The 16475-nt window shown below is 49.2% G+C and carries 16 protein-coding genes; 6 read left to right on the top strand and 10 right to left on the bottom strand.

Annotated features, from left to right (window positions below; genetic code table 11):
* Window positions 1-115 precede the first annotated feature (115 nt).
* From AC51G0_RS06535 to AC51G0_RS06555, 5 genes are all read right to left on the bottom strand, one after another.
* Entirely contained in the window at window positions 116-1018 is a 903-nt protein-coding gene (locus AC51G0_RS06535; protein ID WP_496301252.1) for a LysR family transcriptional regulator, read from the bottom strand.
* A 180-nt stretch (window positions 1019-1198) separates the two neighbouring features.
* Window positions 1199-1996: a LutC/YkgG family protein gene (locus AC51G0_RS06540; RefSeq protein WP_496301254.1), complete on the bottom strand. Its 798-nt coding sequence runs from the start codon at window positions 1994-1996 to the stop codon at window positions 1199-1201.
* An 11-nt stretch (window positions 1997-2007) separates the two neighbouring features.
* On the bottom strand, window positions 2008-3420 hold the full coding sequence (locus AC51G0_RS06545; RefSeq protein WP_496301255.1) for a LutB/LldF family L-lactate oxidation iron-sulfur protein: 1413 nt from the start codon (window positions 3418-3420) through the stop codon (window positions 2008-2010).
* Between the two features lie 12 nt (window positions 3421-3432).
* Window positions 3433-4152, bottom strand: coding sequence for a (Fe-S)-binding protein (locus tag AC51G0_RS06550; protein ID WP_496301256.1), 720 nt, complete (start codon window positions 4150-4152; stop codon window positions 3433-3435).
* Between the two features lie 109 nt (window positions 4153-4261).
* On the bottom strand, window positions 4262-5842 hold the full coding sequence (locus tag AC51G0_RS06555; protein ID WP_496301257.1) for an L-lactate permease: 1581 nt from the start codon (window positions 5840-5842) through the stop codon (window positions 4262-4264).
* A 503-nt stretch (window positions 5843-6345) separates the two neighbouring features.
* On the opposite strand from AC51G0_RS06555, the gene AC51G0_RS06560 reads away from it, so the two are divergent.
* Window positions 6346-6711, top strand: coding sequence for a thiol-disulfide oxidoreductase DCC family protein (locus tag AC51G0_RS06560; RefSeq protein WP_496301258.1), 366 nt, complete (start codon window positions 6346-6348; stop codon window positions 6709-6711).
* A gap of 116 nt (window positions 6712-6827) precedes the next feature.
* Here AC51G0_RS06560 and AC51G0_RS06565 read toward each other — a convergent pair whose 3' ends face one another.
* Together AC51G0_RS06565 and bioA are read right to left on the bottom strand one after the other, a co-directional pair.
* Complete coding sequence (locus AC51G0_RS06565; RefSeq protein WP_496301259.1) at window positions 6828-7391, bottom strand: LON peptidase substrate-binding domain-containing protein; 564 nt, start codon at window positions 7389-7391, stop codon at window positions 6828-6830.
* Between the two features lie 91 nt (window positions 7392-7482).
* Window positions 7483-8742, bottom strand: a complete 1260-nt coding sequence (gene bioA, locus AC51G0_RS06570; protein ID WP_496301884.1) for an adenosylmethionine--8-amino-7-oxononanoate transaminase — start codon at window positions 8740-8742, stop codon at window positions 7483-7485.
* A gap of 217 nt (window positions 8743-8959) precedes the next feature.
* Between bioA and bioB the strand changes: the two genes are divergently transcribed.
* From bioB to bioD, 4 genes are read left to right on the top strand one after another with little or no spacing between them, the layout of a single operon-like run.
* Window positions 8960-10012, top strand: a complete 1053-nt coding sequence (bioB, locus tag AC51G0_RS06575) for a biotin synthase BioB (RefSeq protein WP_496301260.1) — start codon at window positions 8960-8962, stop codon at window positions 10010-10012.
* Window positions 9999-11162: an 8-amino-7-oxononanoate synthase gene (gene bioF, locus AC51G0_RS06580; RefSeq protein ID WP_496301261.1), complete on the top strand. Its 1164-nt coding sequence runs from the start codon at window positions 9999-10001 to the stop codon at window positions 11160-11162. Before bioB ends, bioF begins: the two co-directional genes overlap by 14 nt.
* Window positions 11155-11979 (top strand): malonyl-ACP O-methyltransferase BioC, encoded by an 825-nt coding sequence (gene bioC, locus AC51G0_RS06585; RefSeq protein WP_496301262.1) that lies wholly within the window; start codon window positions 11155-11157, stop codon window positions 11977-11979. Before bioF ends, bioC begins: the two co-directional genes overlap by 8 nt.
* Window positions 11972-12652, top strand: coding sequence for a dethiobiotin synthase (gene bioD, locus AC51G0_RS06590; protein ID WP_496301263.1), 681 nt, complete (start codon window positions 11972-11974; stop codon window positions 12650-12652). Before bioC ends, bioD begins: the two co-directional genes overlap by 8 nt.
* Before the next feature lie 94 nt (window positions 12653-12746).
* Here bioD and AC51G0_RS06595 read toward each other — a convergent pair whose 3' ends face one another.
* Both AC51G0_RS06595 and AC51G0_RS06600 read right to left on the bottom strand, forming a co-directional pair.
* The gene (locus AC51G0_RS06595) at window positions 12747-13403 is read right to left on the bottom strand and encodes a hypothetical protein (RefSeq protein WP_496301264.1); all 657 of its coding nucleotides are present in this window, start codon (window positions 13401-13403) and stop codon (window positions 12747-12749) included.
* Window positions 13404-13616: 213 nt separating this feature from the next.
* On the bottom strand, window positions 13617-13781 hold the full coding sequence (locus AC51G0_RS06600) for a hypothetical protein (protein ID WP_496302022.1): 165 nt from the start codon (window positions 13779-13781) through the stop codon (window positions 13617-13619).
* Window positions 13782-14177: 396 nt separating this feature from the next.
* Here AC51G0_RS06600 and htpX point away from each other — a divergent pair, with 396 nt between their 5' ends.
* Window positions 14178-15059, top strand: a complete 882-nt coding sequence (htpX, locus tag AC51G0_RS06605; RefSeq protein ID WP_496301265.1) for a protease HtpX — start codon at window positions 14178-14180, stop codon at window positions 15057-15059.
* A gap of 203 nt (window positions 15060-15262) precedes the next feature.
* Here htpX and AC51G0_RS06610 read toward each other — a convergent pair whose 3' ends face one another.
* Entirely contained in the window at window positions 15263-16474 is a 1212-nt protein-coding gene (locus AC51G0_RS06610; RefSeq protein ID WP_496301266.1) for an MFS transporter, read from the bottom strand.
* Window position 16475 lies beyond the last annotated feature (1 nt).

Below are 16475 nucleotides of genomic sequence, written 5' to 3' on the forward strand. Positions count from 1 at the left end.
ATCGGGTGTCTAGTAATTGCATGCCCTCTAGATAGTGAATAGCTGATGAAAGAACCGGTAACGAATAGCTTGCCGGTTCTTTTTTAGGCGCCTGTAAGGGCCTTAAGATATGAAGCTAAAACCGATCTTTGATTTCCAGGTAACGCTCGCGGATATGCTCAATCAGTGCCTGAATACGTTTGGCGGGCTTGCGGGTATAAGGATAGACAGCATAGATGCCGACAACTTTACCAGTATGCTCAGGTAGTACCTCGATCAAATTCCCTTTCTGAAGATCGTCATAGATCAAACACGTTGGCAGGTAGGATAGGCCATTACCTGCCAGCGTGGATTTGCGAAGTGCGGCGGCATTGTCTGAAGAAAAGTTGCCAGCGACTTTAAGGGTATAGAGTTCCCCATTGCGCACAAACTGCCAGTCAAACGGCCCGGTACTTTGCTGGTTATAGCCGAGGCAGTTGTGATGCTGCAGCGCTTTTGGCGTCATTGGGATGCCGTTTTGCTCGATATATTGTGGGGATGCACAAATGATCCAGCGTGAGTTAAAGATATGGCGGGCAATAAGGCTGGAATCTTCGAGGTAACCGGTACGGATCACCAAGTCGACATTTTCGGATAGGAGATCGACGAAATGGTTATCCAGCGACATATCAACGGTCATGCCGGGATGTTTTTGACAAAAGTCGGAGACGGCTTCTGCCAGTAATAATTCACCTGAAATCGTCGGGACAGACATCCGGATATGGCCGGACAAGGTTTCGCTGAAACCCGTGACAGCATCAAATGCCGACTGGGCGATCTGGCGAATATCTTTTGAACGGTGATATAAAATTTCACCGGGCTCGGTGAGGGTCAGTTTACGTGTTGTACGGTAGATGAGCTGGACACCGAGCTCTGACTCGAGTTTGCTGATACGCTTGCTGACAACAGATTTTGTGATCTTATTGAGTTCAGCGACTTTGCTGAACGAGCCGTGTTCTATCACTTGGGTAAATAAGACGAGATCATCAATTTGGGGCATGGAAACAGTTACTCCTCGAAACTGACAGCATTATATACCCAAACCACTTCAAGATGTCTGTTTCAGCCTCTTGAAGTGGTTTGGGTATAGCTAAATGTGACGGTGGCAGAAACACAAAAGATGCGACCTTTCGGCCGCATCTTTTATGGATGAACAGGGATCAGGGAAGTTGCGATCTGATCACATATCGTTAATCACGATATAAGTGGCATAGACCGGGCCATGAACCCCGACAACCTTGATCAATTCAATATCAGCCGTTGAGCTCGGGCCTGAAATAAAGTTCACACAAGACGGAATGCGTTCACCGTTCTTGGCTTTTTCATGCAGGGCGGCGGTTGCCTGGGTCAGGCGTGCAACCAATGCACTCTGGGGTACGACAAATACCGAAGCTTCCGGCAGCAGGCTAACGGCCCGGCCCTGGGCTGGGTTGCTATAGAGCACCATGGTGCCAGATTCAGCCAGCGCCTGTTCGGCAAAGACCACACCGACCTTTGCCCGCTCGGCAATGGTAATATTCGGCTCGTAACCAGCAGACTGGTTCCAAACATGCACGACGTGCTGTCCTTCTTCCAGCTCTGATGGATCAACCAGGGCCAGCAGCCTTTTATCTGCGGAAAGAATAGTTTCGCCTTCGTAGTGCTCGGCATCACCTTCGGCGCTGGTTTCTTCGTTACTGCAATAATGCAGGCAAACCGATTTCAGTGTCTTTGCCAGATTGGCCTTTGTCGTTTCTACCGCACGGGCGCCTAGGGCCGTCTCGGTATACTTGATTAGATCGGCTTTAAGCTCCGCCTGGCTGTTGTTTGCCATCACATCATGATGACAGCGGTATTTCAGGGCTGGGCGCTCGACAGGCGTTGTTTTGCGCTCGCGGCCTAGCTTTTGGGCAATATTGTCCAGGAAACTATCACGGTTATAGATTCGCTGGTCAGTTTGTTGCTGATCCATCGTTTTTTCTGAGTCGTAGTTAGTCATAATTTCCACCTTTATCCCTGATTACGTTTTTTGAACCAGCTACGGAACGACTCACCATCTGGCTCTGGTAAATCACGTGATTCGGTCCATGCGCTGACGCCAACATTGACGGGTAGCTTACCGTTTCGGATCAGGCCGCTGGCCATTGTTGCTCCGACTTTTACGGTATTGCCCCATAGCAGCGGGCGGGCATTGACGAAGTTGAAGGCACTGACAGAGGCACGCTCAAGCAGAGGTGTCTGCTTGCTCTCAGCCATTTTTTGACGGTGCTTGAGCAATAAATCTGATAGTGGGATTTTTACCGGACATACGTCGTGGCAAGATCGGCATAAGCTACAGGCATATGGCAGATCCTTAAAGTCATCGTAGCCACCTAGCAGAGGCGACAGCACCGCACCAATTGGTCCTGAATAGATTGAACCGTATGACTGGCCACCGATATGGCGGTAAGCCGGGCAGGTATTGACGCAGGCAGCACAGCGAACACAGCGAAGAATATCTTTAAACTCAGAGCCAAGAATGTCGGAACGGCCATTATCAATGACCACAAGGTGGAACTCTTCCGGTCCGTCACAGTGTTCATCTTCACGAGGCCCGGTCAGCGCCGTCACATAACCTGTCAGAGGCAGGCCAACGGCGCTGCGGCATAGCAGGCTGATAACGATATCCAGCTCTTCAAAGCTCGGGACGATACGCTCCATGCCCATGACGGCAATGTGGGTCTTAGGCAGGCTGGTGGCCAGACGGGCATTACCCTCGTTGGTTACCAGAGTAACCGTGCCGGATTCTGCCACGGCGAAGTTACACCCGGTAATACCAATGTCTGCTTCCAGGAAGTCATGGCGAATGTAGTTACGTACATAGCGAGTCATTTCTTCCGGATCGTCCGAGCCCTGATAGTCAATTTTTTCCTTGAACACATCACGGATTTGCATCCGGTTTTTGTGTAGCGCCGGTACCACGATATGGGATGGTGGATCGCAGTCATCGACCTGCAGGATATACTCGCCAAGGTCGGTTTCTACTACTTCGCAATCATTGCGCTCAATGATTTTGTTCAGGCCGATCTCTTCTGTCACCATTGACTTGGATTTGACGACCTTCTTGGCATTTTTCTCTTGGATGATGTTTTCGACGTAGGCCGTCGCTTCTTCAGCGGTACGGGCGAAGAAAACATGGCCGCCGTTTTTTTGTACGTTGTCGCTTAGCTGCTGGAGGTAGTAGTCCAGGTTTTCCAGTACGTGGTTACGGATGTCCATTCCCATCTCGCGCCACTCTTCCCAGTTGCCGAGCTTTTCAGCGGCGATAGCACGGTTGGTGAACATGCGTTCCTGCGCATTGGCAACAGACTTGCGCATGAAGTCGTCTTTCATCTGAACGTCTAGACGATCTTTAAATTTTATATTGCTGGTTTTCATCGACATAACAACGCCCTCTTAACGACTCATCAGCACATCAACAATGTGCAATACTTTGACCGGACGCCCTTCACGGGTCATACGTCCACCGATGTTCATCAGGCAGCTGATATCGGCACCAATGAGGTACTCAGGTTCGACTTCGCTGATGTGGTGGACTTTTTCTTTGACCATCTCTCCGGAAATTTCAGACATTTTGACGGAGAATGTACCGCCAAAACCACAGCAGGTTTCCTGGTTCTTGATTGGCACCATCTCAAGGCCTTCGACATTGGCCAGTAGACGTAGTGGCTCTTCGCGTACGCCCAGCTTGCGGATCAGGCTGCAAGAGGGATGGTAAACCGCACGGCCTTTAAGGCGAGCACCAACGTTTTCGACACCCAGCTCGTTAACGATGAATTGGGTCAGTTCAAATAGGCGATCAGCCACTTTCTGAGCACGGGCTGCCCACTCAGGCTCATCGGCTAGGTATTCCGGATAGCGTTTGATCGAGGCGGCACAAGAGCCAGCAGGCGTAACGATAAGGTGATCATTTTCTTCGAAGGCGGCGATCAGGTTTTTTATCGCCGGCTTGCTGCCTTCAATGTAGCCACTATTCAATGAAGGTTGGCCACAGCATCCTTGTTTCTCGGGGAAGATGATCTCGCAGCCAAGCTGTTCCAAAAGCACGACAGACTTTTTGGCAACCTCGGCTTTGACCGTGTCGCACAGACAGGTGGCAAAAAAGTTTACCTTCATGATATAGCTCCAGTGACGGTTAAACCGTTGTTTATATTGTGGTAGTTATTCGTTGTGTACAGCGTGATGGTTCACGCTGTACACGGATTGCGATATAGGGTCGACTGTATTAGATAAATGCGCTAACCAAGCCGACAATCACACCGTATAGCACCATCGGCACGACGGTACGCTTGATGATATAGCCTTCTTTGTTGGCGATACCCAAAATGGTCGATACGGCAATAATGTTGTTGATGCAAACCATATTACCCATCGAGGCTCCCACTGATTGCAGGGCAAGAATCGTCGTTTCAGGTATTGCAACGCTCTGCGCGATAGTTTGCTGGATACCACCGAAAGTCAGGTTGGATACCGTTGCAGAGCCAGAGAAGAATGCACCTAGTGCGCCGAGGTAGGATGCGACCCACTGCCAGTTGGCACCCATGAGGTTGGAGAAAGCCTGACCGGTTGTCATGATTGGGGAGCTCTCGCCGCCAATCATCATGAACTTCACCATGATCAATGCGCCGACCAGGGCAATAAATGGCATCTTGATACGGCTTGCCGTTTCGACAAAAGCCTGCTTGACCGTACTGCGTTGCATGCCCAGTACCGGGATAGAAATCAGTACCACCAACAGGAAAGGGATCAATGCTGGTACGTACAGTGTTTTGTAGGCCCAGCTGGTTTCTGTTCCCAGAATATTGCTTAGCTTAATGATCAGTGCCTGGCTGACGCTTAGGTCACTAAAGCCAAGGCTCAGGTTAAATAGCGGGGTACTGTCAGTCAGCATGCCCTTGATACCCAATTGCTGAATACGAGTAACGATCAGGATCAGGATCAGCAGCAGCGTCGGGCTCATCGCCTTTAGTACCGTCTTGAAAGGGATCGGTGCGTTTTTTGCCTGAGATGTTGACTCAGGGGTTTCCAGGCCAATGTTATATCGTGCCAGTAAGATAGACAGCGTCAGGCCGATAGCACCACCAATCAGGGACGGGAACTCGTAGTTCCACTGGGCAAACAGTAGATATGGAACAGTACAAGAAAGTATGCTGAGTTGGATAAACAGCAGGTTACGTCGAATTGCCTGCCAGCTGACAACAAATTTTAGTGCGATCACTGGGATAATAAAGGCAGCAATCGAGTGGAGCAGGGCAGACAGGCGGCCTGTTTCCATCAATGTTGCTTCATCCAGTCCCAGGCTGCTAAAGCCAAACCAGGTCGGTGTACCTACAGCACCGAACGAGACAGGTACTGAGTTCATCACCAACGCCAGCATAGCGACTTTCAATGGGTTAAAGCCTAAGCCGACAAGAATAGGGGCGGCAATAGCGGCTGGAGTACCAAAACCGGATGCCCCTTCAATCATGAAGGCAAATGCCCAGCCAATGATCATCAATTGGGCTGTTTGGTTGCGGCTGATCCCTTCGAGCCATTGACGGATAACCGCTTCAGCACCAGAAAGGGCTATAACACGGTTCAGTAAAATGGCGCCTGCAATGATAGAAATTGGGGTGATTGCAGACAGCATGCCGGCGATCATATTGGCAGAGAGCAAGGTGACATCTGTACCAAAGTAAAAGAGTTGCAGTAAGCCAATGATTAGGGCGGTGACAGGAAGCGCAATATGTGAAGGTAGGGCGTCTTTCTTTGTCATCATCCAGATAAGAAGCAAAATCGGTACAACGGATATTGCAAGGTTTATCATTCTTTATCCCACTCTATTATTAGTCGATGTTTGGATTGTGTTTTTTGAAGTTATTTTTCTAATTATTCATTGTCGGTAGAGGCATAGTGGCCCGGCGACGTTGTGGGGGGAGTATTCTAGGTAGGAAAATGAATCTGGCTATTTGTTTTTGCACCTCAATAAGTATGACAAATAGGCGATTTGTGATTATTATCCGAATGTTAAAATTGGCTTTGATATATTTATTTTGTTTTTCAGCTTGTTACAGTATTTTTTTTGTGACGGGGCAAGCCATTAGTTCAGTTATGGAAACAATTATTTCACTATATTTAATCAATTTGGCTGGTGAGAATTTAGCTAAATTTTCTAGTTTTCCGCATAAATAATAATGGTTATCACTATTATCACCTAAATTTGTCGTAAACTTACAACAAAATGCTCATCTAGGGCTTAATTTTGGTGCTTGTTTCCTACAATTAATAGAGCAGCTTAGGATGTGAGATATGACCTGAGGAGTAGGTGTAATGGCTAAAGCTCGCTTGACTGTATTTTATGATGGCTCCTGTGCCAGCTGTGTCGAAGATCGTGCCCGGTATGAGCTCTGGCTAGGTAAGCATATTGACCAAGTCAGGTGGTTTGATATTACTGGGCAAGAAGGCTACCTGATGCAGCACGGTATCGATCCGGCGTTGGCTCTCAGGGAGCTTCATGTTCGGGATGAGGAGGGGAGGGTTTACCGGGAAATTGATGCCTACATTTTATTGCTGAAGCAGATTTGGTGGCTGAGGCCTGTGGCATGGGTTATCCAAATCCCGTTTGTTCGCTGCCGGTTATCAAGTTGGTACCGTCGGCAAGTGGATGAACGGCTAGCGCGTGATGGCAGAGGGTAGTGCCAGATTGGCCGCTGGAGTTGTCTGGTGATGTGGGATCTCAATCATGTCGCTGTGAATCAGCACGTCCATAGACATAGATTGAGACTTATCTGAAAGAAACCGCCTGTCTCGTATTATTCTTGGTTTAATTGCTCATCAATCATGTTGTGTAGAAAAGACAGGGCGGCACGATGATCACTACGACTCATAAACCATTGTTTCTGGTTGGTTTCCAAAGGTAATATTTCCAGCCAGCGCTGACATACCCATGTCATATCGTTGTAATCCGGTATGGGGTAGTTTGTTGCATGCTCAGGGTATTCATCAAACAGGGCTCTTAGACTATTGGAAATATCACGGTCGACAAATTTTATCTCCGTCGGAGACCAGTTTTTCATTAATGTGATATCACCAAATCGTAGTCCATCGTCCTCTTGCCAATGATTGTTGATGACAAACTTTTCGACACCTTTGACAGTGACGCCTAATAGGCCATCGGATAAACGTTCAAAGTCGGTAATGATGGCACGAGTGCCAAAGTGGCAAAGCGTGTCATCAGCTTTCATGCAAAGACCAAAGCCTTCACCTGAAGCCATCGCAAGTTTGACTAAGCGCGTATATCTTGGTTCAAAGATCCTGAGTTTGCTGATACCACCCGGTAATAAATAAAGTTGTAATGGAAAAAGGGGTAACTGCATAATTCATAGCCTTCACTGACGTTATGTAATAGTAGTAACGTTAGTGATTAGTATAAGCAGACAATTTTGGGATATTGTCTGCTTTTCGATACTACTGCAGAGTTCGCAACATTGCGGAAGTCAGGCGGCTAAGTTCCTGTGGTTTAATGATAAATGGCGGCATAATGTAGACAAGTGTGCCAAAAGGGCGAATCCAGACACCGTTGTCTACGAAATCCTTCTGTATTTTGGCCATATCGACAGGTTCGTAGAGTTCAACCACCCCGATTGCCCCCAGCCAACGCACATCTTTTACCTTATCAAGCTTGCCGATCTCGGGCAGGGCTTCAGCCAGTTGTTTTTCAATGTTGGCAACTTGTTGTTGCCACTGGCCTTGCTGCAGCAGTTCAAGGCTTGCATTGGCAACGGCACAGGCGAGCGGATTGCCCATAAATGTCGGCCCATGCATGAAGCAGCCGGCTTCTCCACCACATACGGTGTCAGCAACGTGTTTGGTTGCCAGGGTGGCAGAGAGCGTCATGTAACCGCCGGTCAGTGCTTTGCCGACACACATTATATCCGGGCTGATCCCAGCGTGCTCGCAGGCAAACAGTTTGCCGGTACGGCCAAAGCCGGTGGCAATTTCATCGGCGATGAGCAAGATACCAAATTGGTCGCACAGTTCGCGTACCCGCTTGAGGAAGGTCGGATGGTAGATCCGCATGCCACCGGCGCCCTGTATAATTGGCTCGATGATCACCGCTGCAACATCATTCTGGTGGGATTCTAATTTGTTTTTGAAGTCCTGAACGTCTTCCTCGCTCCATTCCTCATCAAACTGGCACTCAGGCGACTGGGCAAAAATATGCTCGGGCAGGAAGCCCTTATAGAGACTGTGCATGGAGTTGTTGGGATCGGTAACCGACATAGCCGCAAACGTATCACCGTGGTAGCCATGTTTGACGGTCAGGAACTTTGACCGGCGCTCGCCCTTGGCATGCCAGTACTGCAATGCCATTTTTAGTGCGACTTCAACAGCAACCGACCCTGAATCGGCTAGAAAGACATGCTGTAACGGCGCTGGTGTCATATCGACGAGCTTCTTGCATAACTCGACAGCTGGCTGGTGGGTAATGCCGCCAAACATCACATGGGACATTTTATCAATCTGCGCCTTCGCTGCCTGATTGAGCGCCGGGTGATTATAGCCGTGAATGGTCGACCACCAGGATGACATGCCGTCAATAATCTCACGTCCGTCTTCCAGTTTTAGGTAGACCCCGTCAGCACTCTCTACCGGGTAACATGGCAGTGGGTTGAGTGTCGAGGTATAAGGATGCCAGACGTGCTGCTGGTCAAATTCCAGATCAATTGTGTTGATTAATTTTTGCACAGATGTAAACCTTGCTCCTTGTTGGTGGTTGACAGTCTACTAAGTCAAAGTAGACTAGCCAAGTATTGATATCCGTTTGAATCGAGATTTAATGTCATGATTCAAATGAAAACAGAAAAATAAAGTTGCTGCTTAGCTGATGGCCCTAATCATTCACCAACTGCTGAACAGCCACTGACTAAAGAGGTTATTACACGTGGAAGTACGTCACGACTGGACAGTCGAGGAAGTTCAAGCCTTATTTGACAAGCCGTTTATGGATTTGGTGTTTGAAGCTCAGCAAGTTCACCGCCAGCATCACGAGCCAAATAAGGTACAGGTAAGTACCTTGCTTTCGATCAAGACAGGTGCCTGTCCGGAAGATTGCAAGTACTGCCCGCAGAGTGCCCATTATCGTACCGACGTTGAGCGTGAGCGCTTGCTGGAAGTCGAGCGCGTATTGGATGCTGCTAATAAAGCCAAGGAATCCGGTGCGACCCGATTCTGTATGGGCGCAGCCTGGAAGAACCCGAAAGCGCGCGATATGCCGTATCTGCTTGATATGGTACGCGGTGTGAAGGGAATGGGGTTGGAAACCTGTATGACCCTTGGCATGATCACTGGCGATCAGGCCAATGAACTGGCTGGGGCCGGGCTTGATTACTACAACCATAACCTTGATACCTCGCCAGAATATTACGGCAACATTATTACTACCCGTACCTACCAGGACCGCCTAGATACCCTTGGCCATGTTCGTGATGCGGGAATGAAGATTTGTTCAGGCGGTATTATCGGTATGGGCGAAAGCGCGCGTGACCGCGCCAGCCTGCTGGTTGAGCTGGCTAACCTGCCGACCCACCCGGAAAGCGTGCCGATCAATATGCTGGTTAAGGTAAAAGGTACGCCGCTGGAGTCAGTTGACGATGTTGACCCATTTGATTTCATCCGCATTATCGCAGTAGCGCGTATTATTATGCCGCAATCGGCAGTTCGCCTTTCTGCAGGCCGTGAAGATATGAACGAGCAAATGCAGACACTTTGCTTCATGGCAGGCGCTAACTCAGTATTCTATGGTTGCAAGCTGCTTACCACGCCGAATCCGGGTGAAGATAAAGACATGCAGTTATTTGAAAAGCTGGGTATTAACCGCCAGCAGCAAGCTGCAAAACCTGATGAGGTACAAGAGCAGGAGTTGCTGGGTCAGGTTGCTGAGCGGGTAGCTGCGCGTCCGACGAAAGATGATCTTTTCTACGATGCCTCACTTTAAACACCGCATTGGACAGGCCCTGAGCGAGCGAAAAGCTCAGGGTTTGTACCGTCAGCGTACCCGGCTTGACCGTCGCCAGCAGATGATCGATTGCCATGGGGAGTCGTTAGTTAACTTTTCCAGCAACGATTACCTTGGGCTGGCACAAGATCCGGAATTGGTTAAGGCTTGGCAGCAAGGTTTGAGTCTGTATGGTACCGGAAGCGGTGCTTCGCCATTGGTTACTGGGTTTCACTCTGCACATCATGAGCTGGAAGCGCAGTTAGCTGATTGGCTCGGTTATGACAGGGCGCTGTTATTTAGCAGCGGCTTCAGTGCCAACCAGGCGGTGTTGTTTACTTTGCTCGAAAAGGGCGATGTGCTGATCCAGGACAAGCTCAACCACGCGTCGCTGATGGAGGCAGGGATGCTGTCACCAGCAACGATGCGACGTTTCCCGCATAACGATACAAGCGTACTACATCGAATACTGTCACGTTGTCACCAACAGCAACCTGAGACTGCCAGTATGGTGGTGACCGAAGGTGTCTTCAGTATGGACGGCGATGTGTCACCGCTTGGTGAGATGAAGTCACTGTGTGTTGATCACAATAGCTGGCTGGTTGTTGATGATGCCCACGGTTGTGGGGTGTTGGGCGAGCAGGGCAGCGGAAGCTGCAGTCAGGCAGGGATCAAGGCCGACATGTTGATTGTCACCTTTGGCAAAGCCTTTGGTCTGCAGGGGGCGGCAGTGTTGTGCAGTGAAGAGACGGCGGACTATCTGGTGCAGTTTGCCCGTCATTTTATCTATTCGACAGCGATGCCTCCCGCCCAGGCTTTTGCATTGAGCAAGGCGTGTACCTTGATTAGACAAGGACAATGGCGACGGGAGAAACTGCAAGAGCTGAGTGAATTGCTGAGCGAGCGTGTTGAGCCGGAGATTGACTTAGTTGCCACATCCACACCCATCAAACCGCTGATCATTGGCGACAGTGACAAAGCCATTGCGGTTTCCCAGGCATTGAAAGATCGCGGGATCTGGGTGAGTGCCATTCGCCCTCCGACGGTTCCGGCCAACAGTGCACGCTTGCGTATTACATTGACGGCGGCTCATAGCCGCGCAGATGTAGAGAAGCTCGCAACAGGTATTAATGAGGTGGTTCATGACTAATGGAATGAATGCAGTCACTCATGGTCAGCATGAGATCCAGGTACAAGATAAGCAGGCCATTGCTGAGGCTTTTGGCCGTGCAGCAAGGCACTATGATAAAGCGGCAGCCTTTCAGCGCCAGGTCGGTCACCTGTTGCTAGATAAGCTCCCGGTTGTCAGCCCGGCGGGTAGCCGGGCGCTCGATCTCGGCTGTGGGACTGGGTATTTCAGTGAGCAGTTGCTGCAGCGTGGTTATCAAGTCTGTGCGGCTGACTTATCGGTACAAATGCTCAAGCATGCTGAAATGCGTTGCGGTGACTTGGCCCGTTATTTTGAAGCGGATGCTGAAAACCTACCATTTGCCGACAACCAGTTCGACCTTGCCTTTAGTAGTCTGGCATTGCAGTGGTGTGATGATCTGTCTGTACCTCTCAAAGAATTAAAGCGGGTCGTAAAGCCAGGTGGCCTGATTCTGCTTAGCACATTGGCTGACGGCTCGCTGTATGAGCTATCACAGTCTTGGCTGCAGGTTGATCAATATCAACATGTGAACGAGTTTCTTTCGCAAAAAGCAATAAAACTTGCGCTGGCGCAAGCGGGTTGTCCGAGTGATGGCCTAGAATTTAGGCCGATTACAATGCATTACATTACGGCAGTTGAACTCATGAAGGACCTTAAAGGGATAGGGGCGACACATCTGCAGCAAGAGCGCAAAGCAGGCTTGGCCGGTCGTAAAACGATTCAGGCATTAGAAAGCGCTTACGATGAGTTTCGAGATGAGAATGGCCAACTGCCGGCAACATACCAAGTCTGTTTTGGAGTAATAATTAATGACTAACGCTTTCTTTGTAGCAGGAACAGATACCGAAGTCGGTAAAACTGTTGCCTCTCGCGCAATTTTACACGCAGCTGGCAGCGCGAATATTAAGATGGCGGGTTATAAGCCTGTTGCGTCTGGCAGTGCGCCGACTGACGAGGGGATGCGTAACTCAGACGCACTCTATATTCAAGATGCCTCAGTAGTAGAGCTCGCATACGATGAAGTGAACCCGTATGCGTTTGAAGCTGCTGTATCGCCGCACCTGGCTGCTGAGCAGGAAAACCGGGTAATTGATTTTGATACCTTGTCACAAGGCTTGGAACACCTTAAATCAAAATCTGAAGTGGTACTGGTTGAAGGGGCTGGAGGTTGGCGCGTACCGGTCTCTCGCACTGATTTTCTTTCTAGCTGGGTGAAGCAAGAGAAACTGCCGGTAGTACTCGTTGTTGGCGTCAAACTTGGCTGTTTGAGCCATGCCATTCTGACCGCGGAAGCGATTAAGAACGATGGCTTGGAGCTGGTAGGCTGGGTTGCAAACCGCATCAATCCGGGTACGGAAAACTACGCAGAAATTATCCGTATGCTGGAAGAGAACTTACCCGGGCAGAAGCTTGGTGAGATCCCGTATATGCCTGGTATTAAGAAGCGTGATTTGTCGAAGTATATTGACTTGTCACCGTTGGGTTTATAACTAGCCCTATTACCATTCTGATGGTTTGATAAAAGAAAACCCTGCACTCAATGCAGGGTTTTTTGTTGTCAGTTTGTCTAAAGGTTTCGGAGGCCTACTTACTATTTTTGAACAGTTCAGGCAGGCAGTACCAGGCGGCAGCGAACACGATCAGGCTGTAAGCTAGCAGCTCCACGCCTTCTTCTGCCAGGTCTTTTACCGATCGCATGTAGTTTTCTTGCATGGCTCCCTGCCATAAGTCCCCCATGCCATAAATACGGGCAAAGACTAACAGCGTTGCAACTCCGGCTAGCATCAGGCCATAGCTTTTATGGTTGACGTATTCGGTTAGCGGCTTGAGCGATGTTTCTTTGTGCATAAAGGCATAGCCAATTGCACTGGTAGCCAATAGCCAGGCAGGGTACTTCCAACAACCGTGGCTGATTTGGTCGAACACTCCGTCAAGTTCTCGGACCAGCATGATATAGAAAAAAGCGCTAGCCAGGAACGCAAATCCCCGTTGTTCACTGCGCTTAAACGCCACTGCAGCAAAAAGACTTCCGGTAATGAAGAGGTAGCCTTCCTGTAGGTATTCTACAAGCGAATTCTCACCGACATTTCCATTGATCTGGCTAACTTCAAGGTGGATGACCAGAGCCGACGCTGCAAGCAGGAGTGCCAGCCCAAAGAAGTATGCAGTTGAAATGATTAGCGGATGTAATGGTTGCACCTCGGTGTGGGTGCTTTCATTGTTGATTAGAGTAGATTGCATAATAAGAACCATATTCCCTGCATACAGATAGCTCGCTGTTGACGAGGTTCCGGTAGCTGCAGGATAAGTTATCTTAGATAGTTATATGGGGCTATTATGCTGTCACGATACTGAATGTAGGCTGTATTTAGTGACGAGAGTCACATTTTTTCGTGCCAGAAAGAAAAACCTCCTCAAAAGAGGAGGTTTCAGAAATCTGGTAATCGCTCTAGTTTAGTTATCGCCGGTAAGACCGATAAGCGCTTCCTGCGTATCAGATAACTTTTTGTTTCCAGCTGGCTCAATACCAAGTTCTTTATGAGCTTCGTCAGCTGACATCCCCAGATGGCAGCGTAGGATATCAATAGCAACCTGGTAGTTTTCGTGATCAGCCATCATTCCTCCTTGATTATTCGACGACAGTATACGGCATGTTCAATGCTATACCTCCGACAATAGAGGAATGCCTTCCTACTTTCAATAAGACTAAAGTCTAAAGCTGCCATTTATGATCCAAATCACCGACCGTTCAGCGTGCTTACAGCCTTGTTCAGCAATGGCGAGCTATAGTGATTGGGGGGCAATTTGTGTGAAATAACAAGGTGTCAGAGGGCGAGTTCAGCGGGTAATCATAACGAAACGTAACAATTTAGCTCTTTTACTTGTAATTAGTTTGATCGACCATACTATAAATAACAACTAGGTTGGATGACGCCGTATGGCTTTCTGTGGAAGGTATTCCAGCCTTTGAACTGAATTTAGAACGCGTTCTTGCGATTGGAGAAAATAATAAATATGAAGCGAATTGCATTATTTCTGGCAACTAACCTTGCTGTGATGCTGGTCTTCAGTGTTGTCTTGAACATTATCTATGCTTTTACCGGTTTGCAGCCTGGTAGCTTGAATGGCTTATTGGTAATGGCAGCACTGTTCGGTTTTGGTGGCTCACTGATTTCACTGTTTATGTCGAAATCGATGGCGCTGCGTTCAGTGGGTGGAATGGTGATTGAGCACCCTCGCAATGAAACCGAGCACTGGTTGATGGAGACAGTTTCACGTCAGGCCCAGCAATCCGGTATCGGTATGCCAACCGTCGCTGTGTATGATTCGGCCGATATCAATGCCTTTGCAACTGGTGCAAAGCGTGATGATTCGCTGGTTGCGGTATCAACAGGCTTGCTCCATAGCATGACACGTGATGAAGCTGAAGCGGTACTGGCGCACGAAGTCAGCCACATTTCTAACGGTGACATGGTAACGATGACGCTGATGCAGGGTGTGGTCAATACTTTTGTTATTTTCGTATCCCGCTTGGTCGCTGGTGCTATCAGCGGGATTAATGATAGTGAAGAAGAGGGGGGGGAAGGTGGCAGCTTTATGACCTACTTCATCGTATCAACGATCATGGAAATACTGTTTGGCTTCCTGGCGAGCATTCTGACAATGTGGTACAGCCGTCATCGTGAATTTAAAGCCGATGCTGGCTCGGCGCACCTTGTTGGGCGCGAGAAGATGATTGCGGCGCTTGAGCGCTTGAAGGTCAGCCATGAATCGCAATTGGAAGGCTCTATGATGGCTTTTGGTATCAATGGCAAAAAGTCATTGTCCGAGCTGTTCATGACGCACCCGCCATTGGACAAGCGCATCGATGCCCTTCGTCGTGGTGAGCACTTGTAAGGCCTGATTATTTGTAACGAAAAGCCCTTTTGTTCAAGCCTTTTTGAGGTGTCGGCAAAAGGGCTTTTTTACACCAAGAGCAAAGTAATCTATGAAACTGGGAGTGAGGTTCGAGGTGTTTGGGTTTGCCCTGAAATGTTACGGTAGAAAGTAATAAAAATGCCTATGTGAAAGACATAGGCATTCTTGGTTAGAGCTGCGATCTAGGCGGCTGTAGCGAGTCTTGGTACCGGGCGATCGTCTACAGGCAAGTGGATGAGTGCTGCAAGGAAGGCCATAACAACGGTTGTCCACCAGATAGGTTCGTAAGAGCCGTAATAGTCATAAATACGGCCGCCGAACCAGGCTCCCAGAAAGCTGCCGAGCTGGTGAGTAAAGAAAACAAGCCCGTACAATGTCGATAGGTAGCGGGCACCAAAGATCTGCCTGACTAGTCCGGATGTCAGCGGTACGGTTCCCAGCCAACAAAAGCCAATGGCTCCGCCGAAAAATGCGGCTGTTTCAACCGTGACAGGAAAGATAATGAATGCTGCAATCACCACTGTACGGATCAGGTACAACGAAGACATGACATAGCGTTTGTTGTATTTGTCTCCGACCACCCCCCAGAAGTAGGTACCAAAGATGTTGAAGATCCCGACATAAGCCAATGCCATTGCAGCGGTAGTGCCAGGTAACCCTTTGTCCGCCAGGTAACTGGGTAAATGGGTGGCAATGAACATGACATGGAAACCACAGACGAAGAAGCCCATGTGGATCAGCCAGTATCCCCGGTGGCTAAACGCTTCTTTGAGTGCTTCGCCCTGGGTTTGGTGCTCTTCACCGTCACCATTCTGAGTGCCGGAACCGGGGTTGTTGCTTCGTATAAAGCACGAGAAAGCCAGCATCAGGCAGCAAAGCATGGCAAAGATTTGTAGGGTGGTTTGCCAGTTAAACTCACTGAGCAAAACCTGGGCGCCGGGGATCACGGCAAACATGCCAAAAGAGCCCGCGGCCGTTGTTAGGCCAAATGCTTTGGCGGTATGCTTGGCCGGCACGACGCGTGCGACGGCACCTAAAATAATTACATAGCTGGTGGCACTTAGCCCCAAGCCGATAAGGGCGCCCAATGACAGATATAGCCAGCTTGGCTCAATGGCAATGGAGGTCAGGTATAGCCCGAGGCCATATGCGACGGCACCTGCCCAGATAACCTTTTGTGCCCCCCAGCGATCAGCCGCCATACCAACGAATGGCTGGAAAACGCCAAACAACAGGTTTTGCAGGGCAATAGCAAGGCTGAAAAACTCCCGGCCAGTATCAAAATGATTAGAAATTGGCATCATGAAGATACCAAAAGACTGCCTGATCCCTAGGCTGATAATTAGTGTTCCAATGCCCATCCACACCAGTAGTGGAAAGCGAAAAATGCTCATG

It is taken from the genome of Photobacterium sp. HL06, from assembly GCF_059552575.1.